At 57.2% G+C, this 20970-nt stretch carries 18 protein-coding genes; all 18 read left to right on the top strand.

Features of this window, described 5'->3' with window-relative positions:
* The first annotated feature begins 12 nt into the window (after positions 1-12).
* Positions 13-1668: an HAD-IIIC family phosphatase gene (locus OTERR_RS04735; RefSeq protein ID WP_149425017.1), complete on the top strand. Its 1656-nt coding sequence runs from the start codon at positions 13-15 to the stop codon at positions 1666-1668.
* A gap of 20 nt (positions 1669-1688) precedes the next feature.
* Entirely contained in the window at positions 1689-1925 is a 237-nt protein-coding gene (locus OTERR_RS04730; protein WP_149425016.1) for an acyl carrier protein, read from the top strand.
* Entirely contained in the window at positions 1915-2499 is a 585-nt protein-coding gene (locus tag OTERR_RS04725) for a GNAT family N-acetyltransferase (RefSeq protein WP_149425015.1), read from the top strand. The genes OTERR_RS04730 and OTERR_RS04725 overlap by 11 nt, the downstream gene beginning before the upstream one ends.
* Complete coding sequence (locus tag OTERR_RS04720; protein WP_149425014.1) at positions 2492-2920, top strand: VOC family protein; 429 nt, start codon at positions 2492-2494, stop codon at positions 2918-2920. Before OTERR_RS04725 ends, OTERR_RS04720 begins: the two co-directional genes overlap by 8 nt.
* Positions 2921-2958: 38 nt before the next feature.
* Positions 2959-3693 carry a class I SAM-dependent methyltransferase gene (locus OTERR_RS04715; protein ID WP_149425013.1) on the top strand — a complete coding sequence of 245 codons (735 nt, stop codon included), beginning with the start codon at positions 2959-2961 and terminating at the stop codon, positions 3691-3693.
* Positions 3694-3738: 45 nt separating this feature from the next.
* Entirely contained in the window at positions 3739-6063 is a 2325-nt protein-coding gene (locus OTERR_RS04710; RefSeq protein ID WP_149425012.1) for a PEP/pyruvate-binding domain-containing protein, read from the top strand.
* The gene (locus OTERR_RS04705) at positions 6060-6653 is read left to right on the top strand and encodes a gamma-glutamyl-gamma-aminobutyrate hydrolase family protein (RefSeq protein ID WP_149425011.1); all 594 of its coding nucleotides are present in this window, start codon (positions 6060-6062) and stop codon (positions 6651-6653) included. Before OTERR_RS04710 ends, OTERR_RS04705 begins: the two co-directional genes overlap by 4 nt.
* Before the next feature lie 35 nt (positions 6654-6688).
* A complete protein-coding gene (locus OTERR_RS04700) occupies positions 6689-7396 on the top strand; it encodes a phosphocholine cytidylyltransferase family protein (protein ID WP_223116002.1) in 708 nt (235 codons plus the stop codon).
* A 62-nt stretch (positions 7397-7458) separates the two neighbouring features.
* The gene (locus OTERR_RS04695) at positions 7459-9180 is read left to right on the top strand and encodes a CDP-glycerol glycerophosphotransferase family protein (protein ID WP_149425009.1); all 1722 of its coding nucleotides are present in this window, start codon (positions 7459-7461) and stop codon (positions 9178-9180) included.
* Positions 9181-9708, top strand: coding sequence for an adenylyl-sulfate kinase (locus tag OTERR_RS04690; RefSeq protein WP_149425008.1), 528 nt, complete (start codon positions 9181-9183; stop codon positions 9706-9708).
* Positions 9705-10295, top strand: coding sequence for a hypothetical protein (locus OTERR_RS04685; protein ID WP_149425007.1), 591 nt, complete (start codon positions 9705-9707; stop codon positions 10293-10295). The genes OTERR_RS04690 and OTERR_RS04685 overlap by 4 nt, the downstream gene beginning before the upstream one ends.
* Positions 10292-11020, top strand: coding sequence for a formyltransferase family protein (locus OTERR_RS04680; protein WP_149425006.1), 729 nt, complete (start codon positions 10292-10294; stop codon positions 11018-11020). The genes OTERR_RS04685 and OTERR_RS04680 overlap by 4 nt, the downstream gene beginning before the upstream one ends.
* A gap of 25 nt (positions 11021-11045) precedes the next feature.
* Positions 11046-11471 carry a sugar 3,4-ketoisomerase gene (locus tag OTERR_RS04675; protein ID WP_149425005.1) on the top strand — a complete coding sequence of 142 codons (426 nt, stop codon included), beginning with the start codon at positions 11046-11048 and terminating at the stop codon, positions 11469-11471.
* Positions 11472-11542: 71 nt separating this feature from the next.
* A complete protein-coding gene (locus tag OTERR_RS04670; RefSeq protein ID WP_246154336.1) occupies positions 11543-12580 on the top strand; it encodes a DegT/DnrJ/EryC1/StrS family aminotransferase in 1038 nt (345 codons plus the stop codon).
* Positions 12581-12594: 14 nt separating this feature from the next.
* Positions 12595-16380 (top strand): glycosyltransferase, encoded by a 3786-nt coding sequence (locus tag OTERR_RS04665; RefSeq protein ID WP_149425003.1) that lies wholly within the window; start codon positions 12595-12597, stop codon positions 16378-16380.
* A gap of 254 nt (positions 16381-16634) precedes the next feature.
* Positions 16635-18158 (top strand): flagellin N-terminal helical domain-containing protein, encoded by a 1524-nt coding sequence (locus OTERR_RS04660; protein ID WP_149425002.1) that lies wholly within the window; start codon positions 16635-16637, stop codon positions 18156-18158.
* A gap of 83 nt (positions 18159-18241) precedes the next feature.
* Positions 18242-18613, top strand: coding sequence for a flagellar protein FlaG (locus OTERR_RS04655; RefSeq protein WP_246154335.1), 372 nt, complete (start codon positions 18242-18244; stop codon positions 18611-18613).
* A 52-nt stretch (positions 18614-18665) separates the two neighbouring features.
* Positions 18666-20966, top strand: a complete 2301-nt coding sequence (gene fliD / locus OTERR_RS04650) for a flagellar filament capping protein FliD (RefSeq protein ID WP_149425001.1) — start codon at positions 18666-18668, stop codon at positions 20964-20966.
* Positions 20967-20970 lie beyond the last annotated feature (4 nt).

Genomic DNA, 20970 nt, shown 5'->3' with positions numbered 1-20970 from the left:
CATACCTCCGCCATGAATACCATTCAGCGATTCGAGTCCCAAGCAGCCTTGTTCGCCTCCCGGCCGTCTCGTCTCACTCTTCTGGGTCAACCAGAGATTGGCACTGACGCCCCACTGGTAACGGTCAATGTTTGGCGTAACCATGGTTTTGAATCCTTGGTCCCGCTTGCAGCACCCTATTTTTCCTTTGGCGGTGGTCGGGCGGAATTTCGTATTAGCGACTATGATGATATATTGACTTTTACAGAGCATAGGCCTGCGGATGCTGAACTGCTATGGCTAGATAGCAGCCGCATCACCCTACCTTTCGCCGACTGGTGCACTTGGCTCGAGGGGAGGATTCGGGTCCTGCGTGCCGCCACCACAGCCCCCATCCTGCTTGCTACCTGGTGTGCAGACCCAAAAAACGGGGCAGTACTTCAGACCCTGTCTGACAGTATTCCCGCCGTTTATTTTGCAGACTTGGCTGCCGCCTGCTCCGACGCCAAGGTGCCATTGCTGGATAAGCGCTCTTCTGGCCTAACTGGCTCGCCTCTCAGCAACGCTGCCCAAGTAATCCTGGCCAGAAAACTAGCCTGTCACTGGCTACCTGGAGCCCTGCGGCCGCCAATCAAGGCCGTGGCTCTGGACCTGGACAATACCCTGCACGCGGGGGTCCTCGGTGAAGATGGCATCGACGGAGTACAACTGACGCCTGGCCATGCCGCACTGCAGCGCTACATCAAGTCCTTGCAAAAACGGGGGATTTTCATTGCCCTGGTTTCCCGAAACGAGCGTCCCGACGTGGAAGCACTCTTCGCCCAACGCCCGGACTACCCGCTGCGATGGGATGACTTTTCCGCTATTGAGGTTTCCTGGGGCGACAAAGCCGCAGCAATCACCCGCATCACCCAGACCCTGCGCATCGCACCTGACGCTGTGCTGTTCGTAGATGACAATCCGGGGGAACTGGCCAGCGTCACCCGCCAACATCCTCAGACACATACGGTCTATGCGCCCCCGGAGGCCAACCAGACTCTCCAAGCAATTCATTTCTACCCGGGCCTGTGGCGCTGGAAGGTGGAAAGCGACGATACCAAACGCATTGCCGACCTACAGGCAGGTGCCGAACGAGAAGCACTGGCCAAGAGCATTACCGACCCTGCAGAATATTTTCGGAGCCTCCAGGTTACTCTGCTCTACCGGCACGACCCTGTGGAACAGCTGACCCGGCTGGCGGATCTATGCCACAAAACCAATCAGTTTAATCTCGCCCTGCGCCGCTTGAACCAGTCTGATCTGGCCCAGCGGCTGGGAGGGAGCAATGCCTGCGTGACCAGTGTCCAACTCACTGACCGCCTGTCGGACAGCGGTGTCATTGCAGTAATTGTCGCTGAGCGCCGGGGCGCACAACTGGTGGTGGAAGAACTCTGCGTTAGTTGCCGGGCCATGGGCCGTAATCTGGAAGACAGCATCATTCTTCCCGCACTGCGAGGCATGCCAATTTTCGTAGGTTGCCAGGAAGTCATATTTCGGGTCGAGCATGGTCCCCGCAATCAGCCAGCCCTGAACTGGTTGGCGCAACTGCTCGAGTTGAAGGCCCCCCCCGACCCCGGCCACCACCTCATCCCAGCGCAGCGCTTGATCGACTTCATCCCCGCTGCGGGGGTCACTCTAACCCAAGCATAAGCAAGGAATCCCTACCGAATATGGATAGCCAGCAGATTGAAGCCGTCGTGCTGACGGTACTTTCTACAGTGCTAAAGTGCCCTGTACATCCCAACAGCACGCGCAAAAACACCCCCCAGTGGGATTCTCTCAAGCACATCGAGGTCATCTTTGCCGTGGAGGACGAACTTGGCCTGCAATTCTCAGAAGAGGAACTCCCCGGTCTCGATAGCGTGAGCCACATTGTAGACAGAGCACTGGCCCGGCATGCGGCATGACATTTCCCTGTCTGGGCCTGCCTTCCGACTGCGCCCGATTACAGACGAAGATGCGCTACTGGTGCTGGAGTTGCGCAACAATTCAGCGTTAAACCGTTACCTGCACGCCACCTCGCCAAGTCTGGATGATCAATTGGCCTGGCTGAAGCGTTACTACACCCGCCCCGGCGACTATTACTTCGTGGTGGAGAGCCGCGTAACAGGCGCGGCGGAAGGGCTGATTTCTATCTACGACATTGACTCCAACGCTGCCTGTGGCGAATGGGGGCGCTGGATTCTCAAGCCCACCTCCTTGGCTGCGGTTGAGAGTGCCTGGTTGATCTACCGGTGCGCCTTTGAACAGCTAAAACTGGAGCGCGTGTTCTGCCGGACGATGGCGGACAACATTAAGGTGGTGTCTTTCCATGACTCGTGCGGCATTACCGCTCGCCGACTCCTGCCTGGCCATTTCAACCTTGGCGACCGCCGTGTCGACGCCGTAGAACACCAGACAGACCTCTCATCTTGGGAGTACATCGCCCCCCAACTGGAGAAATTAGCTCAGATGACCGCCCGGAGGCTACAACGTGCTTGAAACCTCGTCGGTGCCTGAGTTGCCGACCGACTTCGAATTTCACCACATCGGCTACGCGACCACATCTTTGGCAAAGGAACGAGGTCTTTTTACCCTACTCGGCTACCGTCAAGAAGGTGAAACATTTGCCGACACCATTCAGGGCGTGGCCGGTTGTTTTCTCACGGGGCCCGGCCCACGCATCGAGCTACTGGAAAATCTCCCTGGGGCAACTACCCTAACCCCCTGGCTCAATGCGGGAATCAAGATGTATCACTTTGCTTATCAGGTTGGAGACCTGCAGGAAGCGTTAGCCTGGGCACGCAACCAGCGAGCTCGCATAACCGTGGCGCCGGTTTCGGCCATCGCCTTCGGTGGGCGCAATATCAGCTTCGTCATGTTCAGAAACGGGTTGATGCTGGAATTCATCTCTCACCAATAAATAGCGTCAAATATCAAAATTTCCTCGAGGAACTCCAAGTGCCCCACGACGAGCAAGACCATCTGGAACGCATTTCAAACGTTTCGCTATATGCCGCTGGCGCCAATGCGGCGACCATCAAGCATTCTTTTCACATCGCCCAGCGTTACCTGACGGGATCCTCCCTTCTTGAGATGGGGCCAGCCGAAGGTGTGATGACCGAGCTCCTCGCTACTACCGGCCAAAGCCTCACCCTGGTTGAAGGTTCGCGCCTATTTTGTGACGATCTGCGGAAACGTTTTCCTCAAGCACAAGTTGTGCACTCCTTGTTTGAGGACTTTTCCCCTGCAGAGCAATACGACAACATCATCTTAGGGCATGTGCTTGAACATGTTCAGAATCCAGTTGATATTCTGACCCGGGCCAAGCAATGGTTAAAGCCAGATAGCGGTCGCCTCTTTGCTGCCGTCCCCAATGCCCGTTCCATACACCGTCAGGCAGCAGTAATCATGGGCCTTCTACCCCAGGAAGACGCCCTAAACGAGATGGATCACCACCATGGCCATCGCCGGGTTTTTACTCCGGAAACCTTCCGCAGCGCTTTCTACCAGGCAGGACTCAACATTGAAGTATTTGGTGGTTACTGGATGAAGCCAGTGTCCAACCGACAAATTGAACAACATTGGACACCAGAGATGCTGGAAGCCTTCATGCAGCTTGGCGAACGCTATCCCGATATTGCAGGTGAGATTTATATCTTAGCCTCCGTTCCCGCCATAAGAGAAAATGATTAGATATTGCTTATGATGTGGCGATCAACAATCTAACAAGTGACTTGAATGGCAATTCCGTTAAGTACAAAAGCTAGAACACTAGCAGCACTCGAAGGAGTGCTGAAAATAGCAAAAATCGCCCCCATTAGCTTCTTTACAGCAAATGACTGGAAGAATAATCGGGCAGTTATTCAGAAGCACCTCAGCGAAATATTCGGCAATATCCCCCTGATTGTCCGATCCAGTTCCCTCCAAGAAGATCAGAGGACTGCGTCCAACGCGGGTCGTTTTATAAGTATTCGCGATGTTCTCGAACCCAAGACCTTGCAACAGGCTATAGATGATGTGCTGGCCTCTTACGGTACCGCAGAAAGTGCTAATGACGAGGTTCTAGTTCAACCGATGCTCAGCAGGGTGATACGTACCGGCGTCGCTTTTACCTGCGACCCTCAGAGCGGAGCCCCCTACCGAATCGTCAATTACGTTGAAGGCAGTGATACTGCAGCCATTACAGGTGGCAGCAGTGGTATCACTTTCGTCCACGCACAAGGGACAAAAGTCCAACCGCCAACCAAGATGGCGCCGATATTGGCCTTACTTGACGAGTTGGAAGGTTATTTCTCCGGCCAACCTCTTGATATTGAATTCGCAGTAACACAAAACGATGAAAGGGAATGCTTATATTTGCTGCAGGTCAGGCCTCTCGTACTGTCCACCTCACCAGTTTCAGCAGATATCCATTTTCATGATTTAGCCCTGATCGAAACCAAAGTCGCTCAGGGATTAAAGCCTCACCCCTTCCTGCACGGCCGCTCTAACGTCTTTGGCGTAATGCCCGACTGGAATCCAGCTGAGATCATCGGCACCCGCCCTCGCCCGCTAGCGCTCTCCCTTTACCGTACGTTGATCACTGATGCGACTTGGGCTTATCAGCGCCACAACTACGGCTACAAGAATCTGCGCAGTTTCCCGCTAATGGTGCATCTGCACGGACAGCCTTATATCGATGTCCGAGTCAGTTTCAATTCCTTCATACCACGCGATATTGAAGGTGGCCTAGCCGATCGCCTAGTTGATTACTACATGGATCGACTGCTGGCTGCACCAACGCTCCATGACAAGGTCGAGTTCGAAATTGTCTTTTCTTGCTATACCCTTGACCTGCCCCAGCGCTTGTCCAAACTCAGTGAGCACGGTTTTTCTGCCCAAGAACAGGAAACCCTGACCAATAGTCTGCGCCGACTAACCAACCAGATCATCCATCCCACCACGGGCCTGTGGCGTACCGATCAGCACAAACTGGCAACCTTGACCCAGAGACGAGAGAAAATTCTTGCTGCAGATGTTCCTTCCATTACCAGGATTTACTGGCTTCTCGAAGACTGCAAACGGTACGGCACCCTTCCCTTCGCTGGGTTGGCACGGGCAGGGTTCATCGCTGTGCAGATGCTCAAATCACTGGTCAGCACCGGCGTGTTTTCCCAGGATGATTACGACGGCTTCATGAGCAGCCTAAATACGGTCAGCGGACAATTAGCTCGGGACACCACCAACCTCGAGCGAACCACTTTCCTCGCAAAATATGGCCATCTGCGTCCAGGCACCTACGATATTCTCTCGGCGCGCTACGATGAAGCCCCGGATGATTATTTCTCTTGGCGACATGACGCGCAGCCCCCTTCGGGAGAACGTCGCCCCTTTTCTCTTCAGCTAGATCAAATCCGCCGTATTGACCGCTTACTGGAGGACCACGGCCTGGAAATCGATGTGGTCGGACTATTCGATTTCCTTCAGGCGGGTATCGAACTGCGCGAGTACGCCAAGTTCGTGTTCACCCGCAACCTGAGCGATGCCATGGCCTTGATGCGTGGACTCGGGACTGAACTTGGCTTCTCGGTCGAGGACATGTCGTTTGCCGATGCTGCCGTCTTTAGTGAGTTGCACACTGGCTGCGGCGACGCACGGGAATTGCTCGCACACAGTATCGCCCAAGGACGTACCCGCTACGAAAAAACGCGCCGCTTATGGCTCCCTCCCCTGATTACCTCCCCGCAGGATGTATGGAGCTTTCACTTGCCGGAGACCGAGCCGAACTTCATCACACAAAAATCGGTGACTGCGCCGGTCGTCACCCCGGAAAATAGCACGGCACTGCGTGGTGCCATCGTCGCCATTCCCAGTGCCGATCCCGGTTTTGATTGGCTCTTCTCGCACGATATCGCCGGACTGATTACGGCCTACGGCGGTGTTAATTCCCACATGGCCATACGGGCCGGTGAAATGGGGCTGCCTGCCGTTATCGGTGCAGGAGAGCGCTTGTTCGCTCAGTGGAGCCAAGCTCGACAATTAGTTCTTGACTGCGCCTCCCGGCGTGTCGTCGTGCTGCCATGAAATTGGTTGCCGTCAGCCAGCGCTGCGACCACTATCCTGAACGCCAGGAAATCCGCGACGCCCTCGATCGGCGCCTTGTGCAGTTCATTGAAGCCATCGGCGGCCTAGGCATCCCGGTTCCTAACTATCCGGAGGCGCTGCCAGCCTGGCTCGCCCACCTGCGCCCGGATGCCATCGTTCTTTCCGGCGGCAACGACCTTGGTGCAGTACCTGACCGTGACCATACAGAGCAGGGACTACTCAAATACGCCCAAGAACATTCCCTTCCCCTCCTTGGCATCTGCCGCGGCATGCAGATGATGGCAACCAACGCCGGAGCTCCTCTTATTAAGGTGGCAGGACACGTCGCCCACCACCACCCAATCCGTGGCGAAATTACCCAAATAGTGAACAGCTACCATGCTTGGGGGCTCGCGACAGCACCGGACACCTACCGCATCCTGGCCCGAGCGCCTGATGGCACAATCGAAGCCATAGGCCACCTCGACTTGCCTTGGGAAGGCTGGATGTGGCACCCCGAGCGACAAGCGCCCTTTGCCCCAGATGACTTGGCACGGGCAACAAAACTACTGATTCAAAACCGACTATGAAAGCAATCATTCTTGCTGCCGGCCGAGGCAGTCGAATGGGTAACCTCACCAACGAAACTCCCAAGGGACTCGTCCGCCTCAAAGGTCGCCCCTTGATCGATTGGCAACTGGAAGCCCTGCGGGATGCAGGTATTGAAGAAATCGGGCTGGTCAGCGGCTACCGGGCCGAACGCTTGACAAGCTACGGTTTGCCAATTTTCCATAATCCGGACTGGCAGCACACCAATATGCTCCACTCCCTGACGCAGGCCAGCCAATGGCTGCGAACCTCACCCTGCATCGTCAGCTACTCGGATATCTTTTACAGCTCCCAGCCAGTGCGAGCTTTGATAGCGAGCCGAGCCGACATCGGAATCGCCTATGACCCGGCTTGGTTGGAGTTATGGTGCCGACGCTTCAGCGATCCTCTAGAGGACGCCGAAACCTTCCGCTTCGATAGCACCCGAAACATTCTTCTTGAGATTGGCCAACGTCCTAGCACTTCGGAAGAGGTCGCCGGACAGTACATGGGGCTGCTGCACTTCACCCCCCACGGCTGGGCACAAGTGGAAACCTTGTTGGAGGGGCTTCCGATGGAAACAGCCAAGAAGCTGGACATGACTAGCTTGCTCTCGAGGCTTCTCGCCTGCGGCGCCCCCATCGCCCTCGCACGGAATGAGATGCCTTGGGGCGAGGTCGATTCGGCTCAGGACCTGGCTCTCTACGACGGGGACCCGACTTTGACACTGCCCATCCATGCCTAAGCCCGTCACTGGGATGATGTCATTTTTTGAATAACACCAACCTAACCTGAAGCGCCCCTCGCATGTCTGCCAACGACGAAAAATGCTACCAAGAAGCCAAGGCGCAGCTCGCCGCCGGAAACGTCCAGGCAGGGATTGAAGCGTTGCTTCGACTCGCGGAAAGCGACTCTGATTGCTGGGCAGCCTACCGTGATCTTGGCCACTATGCCTTAGACCAAGGGGACACCGTAGCGGCTCAGGATTTGCTTGAAACTGCGCTGATCAAAGCAAGCCAGCAAAACGCATGCGATATCGCCACGCTGCGGCTGCTCGCCCCCATACATCATGCACAAGCCAACCTGGATCGGGCCCTCGAACTGTACGGGCAAATCCTGCACCTAGACTCTGCCGACCCAGATGCCATATTCGCCATCCGCGACATTTTGGAACGGCACACATGTCTTTCTCCAATCGTCTGGGCACGCCTGCTAAAAGACCTTCGCAGCAACTCCCCCCTAGCTCAGCTAAACCAGGAATACGAAGCCAGAATCGCAGTATTGGAGCAGAAATGTGCAGAGCTTGAGCGTGAGCAAGTAGAAGCCACGCCATCACCGCCACCGGCGGAGATGACAACCCTAGCCCCGCGAATCCTCTCCCGCTTAACGCCCGTAGCCTGGCAGCAATTGTGTACTGGCACGTCTCCCCGTACAACCTCACCATCGGCACCAACCCACCGGGTTTCCGGCAAGCTTGCCAGCGTGGGCTTCATGGTGCACAGCGCTGATCTATACAACCACTATCACCGCATCTGGAAGCAGTTGGGCAGCGGCACTTACACCGTAATCGTCGGCAACGTCCACGAAGATCCGCAATCACTCTGTCGTTTCTATCAGGCGCACGGAATTGACGCCATTCCGGTGGAGGTAGCACGACAACAGGGGCGCCACTTCAGCCACCTCGTGTCCAACCACCCTTTTTCTGCCGGTGATCCGAATATCCTGCAGGAGCTGGGCGACTACAATATCCGGATGATGTACGCCTTGGGCAAAGCCCAGTGGAATTTCGCCGACTGGAACAAGCTGTACGACCTCATCCTCTGCTTCGGCCCCTTCCAAGCCGAACGCCTCGCCTACTGCGAAAACACCCTCAAGCTGGAAGTGGGATACCCCCGCTTTGATGGGTTTTTCAATGGGGAATTCGACAAAGCCACTGTCCTGCGTGAATTCGCCTGCATCCCCGATCGACAAACCATCGTCTGGCTCCCGACTTGGGGAGAACTAGCGTCGATACGTCAGTACGGGCAAGCGATCTCCGCACTAACCGATGAATACAACGTCGTCGTCAAGCTGCACCCCCTGCTCGACGAATCGGATCCGGGGGCTGCCGCCTTTCTCCGCCAATTGCCATTCACTGCCGTAATCGACACCCCAATCGACAATGTGATGTGCTACGTAGCTGCCGACTACCTGCTTTGTGATTACGGCGGCCCCATGTTTGGCGGTATTTACGTCGATAAAAGCATCCTTCTCCTCGATCTGCCGGGAGCTGTTAACGATCCTCTTGTCGGGACGGCTTCGGCCGATGCGGAGTTGCGCGCCGTGTTGCCCCATGTCAGCACCCCAGATACCCAAATCATTCGTAGAACTTTACACAATGCCACCCTTTGGGAAGAGCAGCGCCGCATCAGGGCCCAACTACGTAAAATCTTCTTTGCTCCGTACTACGGCTTTTCCTCGAAAGTCGTTGCCGACATCCTGCAAAATATCGAGCACATCACAAAATCATTGCATCTATCGGAAATCTGAATGGTTATCTGGCTGGTAGGTCTCTCCGGTTCGGGGAAAAGCACCCTCGGAGCAGCCCTCTGCACTCGTCTACGCCAGGAAGGCAAGGGCGTCGTCCATGTCGATGGCGACATAATCCGCGCCTTCTGCAACGACGCTGGCGATCCCAATGCCTATTCCCTGGACGGACGGAGGCGCAATGCCGAACGTATCGCCGCCATCTGCGCCTGGCTCGACGCCCAAAAAATCAATGTTGTATGCAGCATACTGGCAATATTTCCCGACATTCTGTTGGCTAATCGCACGCGCTACTCCAGCTATAGGGAAGTATTCCTAAACCCCTCACAGGCCGTTTTACGGACACGGGATACGAAAGGGCTCTACCAAGCGGCAGCAGAAGGACGCATGGCAAATGTGGTAGGCGTGCACATTCCCTTCCCCCCCCCATCAACGCCGGATTTCATCTTTGACACCGGGCGTACCCATGAGCCACCGGAGCTTCACGCCGAACAAATCATGCAAGCTCTTTCCGGAAACGACCTTTGGTGAACGGTTATCCCTTTTCATGCGGCAATCCGCTCGATGATCGCCCTCGCTACGATTACCTTGCAGTTTCGGACGACTCATATTTGGTTTTGTGGCGGGAAAGTCGGCGTAAAGCCCTTACATCCTCTTGCCGTGGCACGCTCTCGCCCGCAATCGACCCTCCGGCCCCATCCCCGGAACCTGACTGGCAGAGTACTGACGAGGTGATCGATAACTGCTGTCAGTTACTTGCAACGACCTCACCTACCCTCACCCCCCTCTGGCCCGCAATCGACAATCTTGTCCAACGCTTTGAGGCGGGTCACCGTCTTTACGCTTATCTCGACCCACATGGACGCGGGGTACGAAGTAGCGACTATCGCAACTTGGATCGGTATCTGGCTTTTGCCTTGCTCCTCACCCGTGCATGGCGCTGCCAACGACGACTCACCTATCTAAACGCCTTGCTCAAGGTTCTGGATCTGCTTTGTGCCTATGCGGAAGACATGACAACAGAACAACACCTCACACTCACCCAGCGTATCCACGACGAAGCCGAGTGCGTTGCCACCCTTGAAGCCGAACTCCGCAGCAAAACAGAGTACCAATGACGCTCCTGCCACATATCACCTTACTCCTGGCCCGAACAGCCAGGAGCAGCGTCTACGTACAGGCACTCGGATCAGCCGGCCTACGGCCTGCGGAAGTTGTCGTCTATGGAACCGACACAGACGCCCAGCCCGTTCCCGAAACAGCACTCGGCGTGGGAAATCCCATTCTCGGCAACGCATGGCCGGATGCCAGAATTTCCCTGGAGCAAGCATTGCTCAACAATGGTTGGGCATGGCATAGCGTAGACAGCCCGGACATTGCCTCACTTCCCCTGCATGCAACGCTGGAGAACCAAAAACCGATAGCAGGTATCGTGTTTTCGGGTTACCCGGGACAGCTGGTTCCACAATCAATTCTCGACTTGGCGCCAGTGCTCCATGTACATGGCGGTTGGCTGCCGGATTACCGCGGCAGCACCACGGTCTACTACTCCCTACTCATGGGCGAGCCCCCAGGTGCCTCCCTAATGCGCCTGGATGCGGGGCTCGATACGGGCCAGTTGCTAGAGCGAGTCCAATATCCGCCCCCTCCACCAGGCTGCGACGTGGACTACGTCTACGACAACACACTGCGGGCCGCTGTACTGATCAAAGCCCTGAGTCGTTACGTTGACACCCTTGCCCTACCCACCGGAGAAAAACAACCAGAGGAGGGCACCACGTTCTATATCATCCACCCCGTACTGAAAACCCTAGCCCTGACACACCGTCGCAGCTATGGGTAAATCCCCCCTAATCGATGGAGCGGCCATGGGTATTGAACAATGCGAAATCATTGAATTTCCGATCATCCACGACCCTCGCGGCAACCTTACTTTTGTTGAGGGCGGTCATCACATCCCCTTCGACATCAAGCGGGTTTATTACCTGTATGACGTTCCAGGTGGTGCTCAACGCGGTGGGCATGCACACCGCAACCTGCACCAGGTAGTGATTGCTATGTCCGGCAGCTTTGACATCGTTCTGGATGACGGCACCCACAAACGACGCCATCACCTCAACCGATCCTACTACGGGCTCTATATCGCCCCGATGATGTGGCGGGAGATCGATAATTTTTCGTCAGGCTCCGTATGCATGGTTTTGGCCTCGGATATCTATGATGAGGCTGACTATTTCCGCAATTACAACGACTTCTCCGCAGCGGCTCTCCAGTTGGCGAAAGGCCTGCGATGAGCAGCGTAGTTCCATTTCTTGATCTTGCAGCAATCCATCGCCCCTTACGCCACCAATTGGATGCGGCCGCCATGCGGGTACTCGATTCCAATTGGTTTGTTCTAGGACCGGAAGTTGAAGCCTTCGAACAGGAATTTGCTGCCTATTGTGAAGCGAAGCATTGCCTGGGGGTGGGCAATGGACTGGACGCACTGCATCTGATCCTGAGGGGATACGGTATCGGCGCAGGAGACGAAGTGATCGTTCCCGCCCATACCTTTATCGCCACCTGGTTGGCGGTGACCTACAGCGGCGCCCGACCGGTACCCGTCGAGCCTGACCCGCTCACGGGAAACATCGACCCCACACGCGTAGCAGCGGCCATCACAAGCAAAACGCGAGCGGTCATTGCGGTTCACTTGCATGGACAACCCGCAGACATTGTCGCAATTCGTCAAGTGATCGGCGGGCGGCACATCCGTCTGATCGAGGATGCGGCCCAGGCCCACGGCGCTCGCGTGAACGGATCCCGGATCGGAAGCCTGGGGGATGCTGCTGCCTTCAGTTTTTATCCAGGCAAGAATCTTGGCGCATTGGGTGACGGAGGCGCAATTGTTAGCAATGATCCTCAGTTGATTCATGGCCTTCGCCAACTACGCAATTACGGCGCAGTCGCCAAGTATCAGCATGAAAAACAGGGCTGGAACTCGCGCCTAGACGAATTACAGGCTGCCTTTCTACGCTGCAAGCTCCCCCTGTTGGACACTGACAATCAAGCCCGCCAAGTGGCAGCCAACCACTACTTAGCGGCTCTCGCCGGGCTGCCCGGGCTGATCCTGCCAACTACGCCAGCGTGGGCATCACCCGTATGGCATCTGTTTACCATCCGTACCCCGCAGCGCGACACTCTCCAAGCCCACTTGAAGCGTAACGGTGTGGAAACATTGGTTCACTATCCAACCCCTCCGCACCTTCAGGGGGCTTATCGCGACCTGGGCTGGGGTGCGGGCAGTTTCCCCATCAGCGAATCCTGGGCACGGCAAACTTTAAGTTTACCGATGTGGCCTGGGGTACCCTGTGAATTTGTCAGCGCTGCCGTGCGCAGCTTCTTTGTCAGCACGACCAATTGAGTTTGGGGATAGTTTTGCAAAACAATCTCGTCAGCGTCATTGTTCCTTCCTACAACTACGCCCGCTTTCTCAGCGCCACCATCGATTCAGTACTCGCCCAGACCTATCCTCACTGGGAACTGATCATAGTGGACGACGCATCGCAGGACGATAGCCCGGCCCTGATTGAACGTTATCGGCAACGATATCCCGAGCGGATCAAGGCGATTTTTTTGTCAGAAAACGGGGGGCAGGCTGCTGCCGTCAATGTTGCCTTGGGCCAAGCTCAAGGGGAATTCGTCTCGATGCTAGGGGCCGATGACATCACCCGCCCGAAACATCTTGAACAAGCCGTCGCTCAACTACGCAAAACTCCCGAGCTCGCGGCTGTATTCTCCCGTGCCAGCTACATTGACAGTGCAGGACGCCCCCTCGCTCCTCGGCCAGGCCACGACTTTTTTAACCAAGAAATTGTGGACTTACGTTGGCAGTTACTGCAGGGCAATTTTTTGTGCGGTCCTTCGGTCCTGCTCCGCCGCGCGGCGCTTGATGCAATTGGCGGCTTCAACCGTAGTCTCAACTACGTCGAAGATTACGATTTATGGTTGCGTCTGCTCGACCGCCACGAACTACTACGTGTCGACGATGTATGGCTGGACTACCGGGTTCACGGGGACAACCTCAGTTATGCCGCCAGTCCAGAGGCACAACGCTTCGGCCCTCTCTACGAAACAGCCAGCGTAGCCATCCGCGCCATGCATCGCTGGCCGCTGGAAAAATTGGCTGTTTTCCGGCACCGCCCTGGAACACCGGAACATCGCAAGGAAAGCGCCGCGGTCCAGGTGCGATTGGCCGAGACCTGCCTCGCCTTGGAAGCACGCTTTTTTGGACAAATGGAGAAGATGAATCTCCCGTCCCCCAAAATTGCGATCGCCGCTGCCCATGGCTTCGCTCTGGACGCACTGCAGAACGACCCCGGCAACGACGCTGCGCGCCAATTACTGTCGCGTATCTACACAGCACTGGGTGACACGCCCCGCGCCGCCGGGGGGAAATCCATCACCCTTGGTGAACTGGCCAACCAGATCCAAACTGCTACGCCAGCCCAAGTCGTCGCCAATGAGGAAGCCATCACAGGGGATAAGGCAGTCATTAACGACTACCAAACCTGGCTTGATTCACTCGCGCTCTCGAAGCTCGATGCGCAGCACTACGACCACTTGCTCAGAGAGGGCAAACTCACAACCCGCTTTCACCTCGTCGCCCTGCTCAAACCCGGTGAAGAAAATGCGCTGGTGGCAACACTCAATTCACTGACCAGCCAGCTCTACGACAACCTCCTGCTCACGATTGTCGCTCCTGCCGATGCACCACCCGGACTCGAAAGCAGCCGACTCCATTGGATACGGGCTGACAACGCTCCGCTGCAAGCAGCCAATCAGGCGCTGATTCAAGAGGATACACACTGGGTTGGGCTTATTCGCTGTGGAGACCGGCTGACCCCGTCGGCCCTGCTGGTAGCTGCTGAATCCGTTCGGCGCAATCCGCTTTGGCGAGTGCTCTTTAGCGATGACGATCTCATCGCCGAAGACGGGCAGCTACACTCACCACGCTTAAAGCCAGACTTCGACCCCACGTTGGCCTGCAGCCAACCCTATGTCGAGGGCCTTGTTCTGGCACGCTGGGATGCATTCATGGCCACCGGCGGTTTCGATCCTGAACTCGGCGACAATCCCGACGTTGATCTGCTCTTCAAGATTGCCGAGCGCTTCAAGGTCAGTGCTGTGGGGCACCTGAATGCGCCTCAGCTCCACCGGCAGGATAGCCGCCCGGTGGACCTTGAAAGTGTCCGGCGGACCGTCGAAAAACATCTGGCGCGTACCAACACATCCGCAACACTCACTCCCGGCGCACTACCCGGCAGTTTCCGTCTCGAATACCAGCTGGCAAGCCAGCCATTGGTTTCCATCATTGTTCCGACCCGCAACCGACTCGCACAACTCAGCCGCTGCATCGAATCCTTACTTGGCAAGACGACTTACTCAAACTTGGAAATCCTCGTCATCGACCATGCCAGTAGCAGCCCGGACGCACGAAATTTTCTGGATGGATTGCAGGCCATGGGGAACGCAGGCCTTCGGGTAGTCGCCGCACCTCAGGATGCAACGCTGACTGCGCTCTTCAACCTTGGCGCGCGCCACGCATCAGGCCAGCATCTGTTGTTCATGCATGACGATGTCGCAGCCCTTCACCCGGACTGGCTGGTGCGTATGGTCGCCCATATCGAGCGCCCCGAAATCGGTGCGGTAAGCGCACGCTTGCTCAGTGCTGACGGGCGACTCCAGCATGCGGGGATTGCACTCGGTCTGTCCGGCAGCGCAGAACTCATCGGTGAAGGGGCTGTCCTTGAAGATCCCGGCTATCTCGGTCGTTACGCGCTTGACCAGGAAGTATCAGCGGCCAGCGCCGCATGCTTGCTAATCCGCCGGGACATATTCGACAACCTGGGCGGTTTCGATGAAGTGCATTACCCGGTATTCCTTCCGGAGGTCGATTTTTGCCTACGCCTGCGCGAAGCAAAATGGCGCATCGTTTGGACGCCCCAGGCAACATTACTTCACGATGGCCCATCTCGGCTTGCCTCCGGTGTCCGCGCAGCACCACTCGAACCTAGCGCCAGAGCGACTCAATGGTCCCAAGAGCAGGAAAACCTGTTGGCCCAATGGCGCCATCACCTAGCACGGGACCCGTATTACAACAGTCTGCACAGCATGACGACGCCCGCCTATCGCCCCAACGAGGACCAATGGTTAGCGCACAACCCCCTGCCCTGGCGCCCTGTTCCTTTGGTTTTGGCCCAGCCGGCCGATCAACAAGGATGCGGGCACTATCGAGTAGCAGCCCCCCTGCAAGCGCTCGCCTCAGCAGGACGGGTACAAGGTTGCAATAGCACCACCTTTTATAACCCGGTTGAAATCGAGCGCCTTTCACCTGACGTGTTCGTTTTTCAGCACCCCTATACGGACTTGCAGCTTGATCAACTAGAGAAAAGCAAACAATACGGGAAAGGCATACGTCTATTCGATATGGACGACCTGATGACCCAGATCCCGCTGCAGAGCATCCACCGCGGTCGGTTCCCGGCGGATCTGGAAGCCCGGCTTAAGCGCGCGGCCACTCTCTGCGATCGACTGGTGGTCTCCACCCCTCCCCTGGCCCAGGCGTTTCGCCATTGGCACGACGATATTCGTGTCGCCACCAACCGGCTGCTCGGCGAACTCTGGCGCGATCTGACGCCCACCCGTCGCAGCTCCGGCAAGGCACGGGTCGGGTGGGCGGGGGCGCTCGGCCATGAGGGCGATCTCGCAATGATTAGCGAAGTGATTGAAGCCTTGTCCGATGAGGTGGACTGGATCTTTCTGGGCACGCCCCCGGCCTCGCTACACCGCCATCTGCGTGAAATCCACGCCCCTGTATCGATGCACGCCTATCCGGCGGCGCTGGCCCGCCTGAACCTCGATGTGGCCATCGCCCCGCTGGAGATCAACTCCTTCAATGAGGCGAAGAGTTCGCTCAAGCTCCTTGAGTACGGAATTCTCGGTTACCCGGTCATTTGCACTGACATCACGCCATACCAAGGCACCTTCCCGGTCACTCGCCTGCGAAACCGAGCCCAAGACTGGATCAAAGCGATTCGTGAGCTTGCCCATGACCCACAGCGGAGTGCCGCAGAGGGCGATGCACTGCAAGCCCACATTCGTACCCACTACCTCCTTGAGGAGCACCTTGATGACTGGACCCGGGCCTGGTTACCGGACTGATGCGACAGTCCAAACCACTACGTCCCCAATCCGCCCCCTTTCTGCCCAAGGGGAAGGGGCAAGTCGGAACGGATAAGGGACTGCGCTGGCCAGGGATTACAGCAGGACTCCCTGACCAGAAAAAAAAATAGCTAAACCCTCTAAAGTTTCCCCTGCACCACGCCGTAAAAGGACACAAGGGTAGTTACCCGAAAGCAATCCCGGTCAGTGCGTGGTAGGTGCCGAGCCGGTTTCGAGTTCTTAAGGAGAAAGTCATGCCTTCCGTCATCAATACCAACGTTTCCTCGCTCAACGCACAGCGGAACCTGAACACCTCGCAAAGCTCCCTGCAGACCTCCCTGCAGCGTCTGTCTTCCGGCCTGCGCATCAACAGCGCCAAGGATGACGCCGCCGGCTTGGCCATTTCCGAGCGCTTCACCGCCCAGATCCGCGGTCTGAGCCAGGCTCAGCGCAACGCCAACGACGGCATTTCCATGTCGCAAACGGCTGAAGGCGCCCTGCAGTCCTCCGGCGACATTCTGCAGCGTATCCGCGAACTGGCAGTGCAATCCTCCAACGCCACCAACTCCGCTTCCGACCGTCAGGCCCTGAACGCCGAAGTTGGTCAGCTGACCTCGGAACTGAACCGCATCGCCGGCACCACCGAGTTCAACGGCCAGAAGCTGCTCGACGGTTCCTTCGGCACCGCCACCTTCCAGGTCGGCGCCAATGCTGGTCAGTCGATCCAGGCCACCACTGCCAACTTCCAGACCAATCAGTACGGTAACTACCGGATCGGTTCCCAAGCTGCCACTGCCACCAATAGCCGTGGCGATCTGACTGCCAATTCGTCCCTGGGTACTGCGGTCTCCACCGCCAAGACTGCCGTGGCCTATGTTGCCGGCACGGAACCGACCAGCGCCATCGCCGCAGATACCGTTACGATTAACGGCGCCGTGGGCAGCAAGACTGTGACTGTCAGCGCCGGCGACAGCGCCAAGACTGTAGCCGCCAATATCAACAAGGCTACCGGTAACACTGGCGTTACTGCTTCTGCCAAGACCGAAATCGATATGACCGGTCTCACGGCAGGGGCCTCCTACAAGCTGGATGTCTACTCGGACAACACCACTGCCTCTACGATCTCCTTCACCGTGGGTTCCGCAGTGAATGCCGATGGTCTGTCTGCAGCGGTCAACGCTTTCAACGACGTCTCCTCCAAGACTGGCGTCACCGCTCGGGTGAACGATGCCGGTAACGGCATCACCCTGCTTAACTCCTCCGGCGAAAGCATCGCCATCGGCAACGCCTCCTCTGGTGCAGCGGCATCCATCAACGTCGGCACTCAGGCTGTTGGCGCCAACCAAGGCACTACGGTGAATGGTCAGCTGACCCTGGACTCTGATAAGAGCTTCAGTATCACCACCACTGCGACCACTGCGGCCACTACCTTCTTCACCGGCACCACTGCATCGGCTCAGTTGCAGAAGGTCAGCGATCTTGACGTCAGTTCGGTGGATGCCGCCCAGCGCACCCTGGCAATCGTGGATGCAGCGATGTCTGCAGTGAATGGTCAGCGCGCCAAGTTCGGTGCTCTCCAGTCTCGCTTCGAAACCACCATCGCCAACCTGCAATCCACCTCCGAGAACATGTCGGCCTCCCGCTCTCGGACCCGCGATGCAGACTTCGCGGCAGAAACCGCCAACCTGACCCGTGGCCAGATCCTGCAACAGGCGGGTACGGCAATGCTGTCCCAGGCCAACGCGCTGCCCAACCAAGTGCTGTCGCTCCTGCGATAAGCTGAAAGGCTAGTTCAGCCTAAGGGGCGCGGTAGCGGCAACGCTCCCGCGCCCTCTCTCCTTGAGAATTCAGGAGGTTTGCCATGAACGTTCAAGCAACAGGGATGCAAAATACGGGTGCCATGCCCCAAGTCGCACCTGCCGCCGGAAGCGCGGCGCAAAAAGCGGCACTACAGGATGGCACGAGTTCTGCTAACACCAATTCGAATGCTGCGCCCGGTCAGCCGGCCTCCAAGGCTGAATTGAACGATGCGGCAGAGAATGTGCAGAAATTCGTCAACACGATTAACAGCAATCTGAGTTTTCAGGTGGATGATGACACTGGTGAAATGGTCGTCAAGGTAGTAGACGCCACCACCAAGGACGTCATCCGCCAGATCCCATCCGAAGAAATGCTGGCCATTGCCAAGGCATTGGACCGCATTCAGGGGTTGCTGGTGAATCAAAAGGCCTGACCCCGCCCCCGTACTGCTTGCGTACGGGTTTTGAGCGTAAAGGAGTTCAACTATGGCAATCACCTCTCCCGGCATTGGCTCCGGTCTCGACGTCAATGGCATTGTCAGCAAACTGATGGCCATCGAGCAGCAACCGCTGCAGGCGCTCAACACAAAGGAAGCCAGTTACCAGGCGCAGATTTCTGCCTATGGTTCTCTGAAGGGTTCTCTGGCCTCACTCCAAAACGCTCTGGCCGGCCTCAAGGATGCCTCAAAGTTCTCGACGCTCAAGGCCACCACCAGCACCAGCGACTATCTGACGGCAACCGCCTCAGCCACTGCGGCGACGGGTAGCTTCTCCGTGGAAGTCCAGGCGCTCGCCCAAGCGCAGAAGGTCAAGTCTGGCCTGTTCACCAATACGAATACGGCGGTTGGGCAAGGCAAGGTCACCATCCAGTTCGGCACCTACGACAGCACCAGCAACACGTTCTCGGCCAACCCCAACAAAAGCCCCACCACCATCACCATCAACCCTGCCGACAGCAGCCTGGCAGGCATTCGCGATGCCATCAACCGGGCAAACGCTGGCGTCAACGCGTCCATCATCAACGACGGCAGCGGTAACCGGCTGATCATTTCGTCCAAGGACAGCGGCACCGCCAACAGCCTGAAAATCACGGTAGAAGATAGCGACGGCAACAACGACGATGGTACCGGTTTGTCGCAAATCGCCTTTGACCAGACCAAAGCTGCCGGCAGCGGCAAGAACATGACGGAAACCCTGTCGGCCCAGGATGCCAAGGCTGTGATCGATGGTATTCCGATCACCAAGTCTTCCAACTTGATTACCGATGCGATCGAGGGTGTTTCCCTCAACCTGACCAAGGCCGAGGTCGGCAAGACCACCACGGTAACGGTCAACCGCGACAACAGCGACGGTCGCAAGGCGGTGGAAAGCTTCGTCAAGGCCTACAACGATGCAATCAAGGCCCTAGGCGACGCATCCAAGTACGACGCCAGTACCAAGACATCAGCCATCCTGCAAGGCGACGCTACCGTGCGCACGGCCATCTCCCAGTTGCGTACTGCCATCAGCACCCCCTTGACGGCTGCTGCCGGCGGCTTCCGCCGCCTCTCGGATATTGGCATCACGCAGCAACAGAATGGCACCTTGGCGATCGATTCGACCAAGTTGGGTAACGCTTTCAGCGACACCACCAAAGATGTGGCAGCCCTCTTTGCCAGCATGGGCAAGTCCACTGACAGCCTGGTTTCGTTCACTTCCGCGAACAAGAATGCACAACCGGGCAGCTACGCGGTAAACATCACCCAACTGGCCACCCAGGGCAAACTGATTGGCAGTGCCGCACCGACCTACACTATCGACGATAGCAACAAGACACTGACTTTCAAGGTTGACGGCATCTCGGCAACGGTCACCCTGGCGACCGGCAACTATTCCCCCAAGCAACTGATCGCCGAGATTCAGTCCAAGGTCAATGGCGCTGGAGCCATCAGCAGCGCCGGCAGCAGTGTGGCGGTAGGCTTCGACGGTACCCAGGCCAAGCTTACCGGTAGCACGGCAGCCAACCTGGCCGCCGCCGGCGGAACCACGCTGAACATCGGCCTGGACGGGGGCACCGGACAGGACATTACCCTGGCTGCCAGCTACGCCAATCCAGGCGATCTGGTCAATGACCTGCAGAGCAAGATCAACACCGCCTTCGGTGCCGGCAAAATACAGGTCGACGTCAAGGATGGCGTGCTCTCACTGACCTCTCCCTCTTACGGTTCAACATCCCAGATTACCTTGGCAGGCGCCGGAGCCAGCGCGCTATTTGGCACCACCACCACGGCCAGCGGCACGGGCTCGGGGGCGCTGAAGATCACGTCAAACAAGTACGGCTCCACGTCCGATGTAACCGTCTCGGGTGACGGCGCTTCCAGCCTGTTTGGCGCCTCCCGGACCAACACTGTCGGTGTAAACGTTGCCGGCACCATTGGCGGCAACCCCGCCTTGGGCAGTGGCCAGGATTTGACCGGCAGCTCCGGCGGGGCAGACGGGCTGAAATTGACCATCAAGGGCGATACGCTTGGCGACCGCGGCACGGTCACCTTCGACCGGGGTTTCGCTCAGCACCTTGATCAGGTATTGACCGGCCTGCTGGATTCGAAGGGCATTTTCAACGCCAAAACGGACGGCATCAACGCCACGATCAAGGATATCGGCAAGCGCCGCGACGAACTGAGTACCCGCCTGACCGCTCTTGAAGCGCGCTATCGGGCACAATACACGGCGCTGGATACGCTCTTGTCGAAAATGAACCAGACCAGCACCTACCTGACCCAGCAACTGGCCAGCCTGAGCAAGTAAGGCG

The organism is Oryzomicrobium terrae, assembly GCF_008274805.1.
Classification (GTDB): domain Bacteria; phylum Pseudomonadota; class Gammaproteobacteria; order Burkholderiales; family Rhodocyclaceae; genus Oryzomicrobium; species Oryzomicrobium terrae.
Note: the sequence above shows the minus strand (reverse complement) of the source record. Positions and strands in the feature narration are given on the sequence as shown.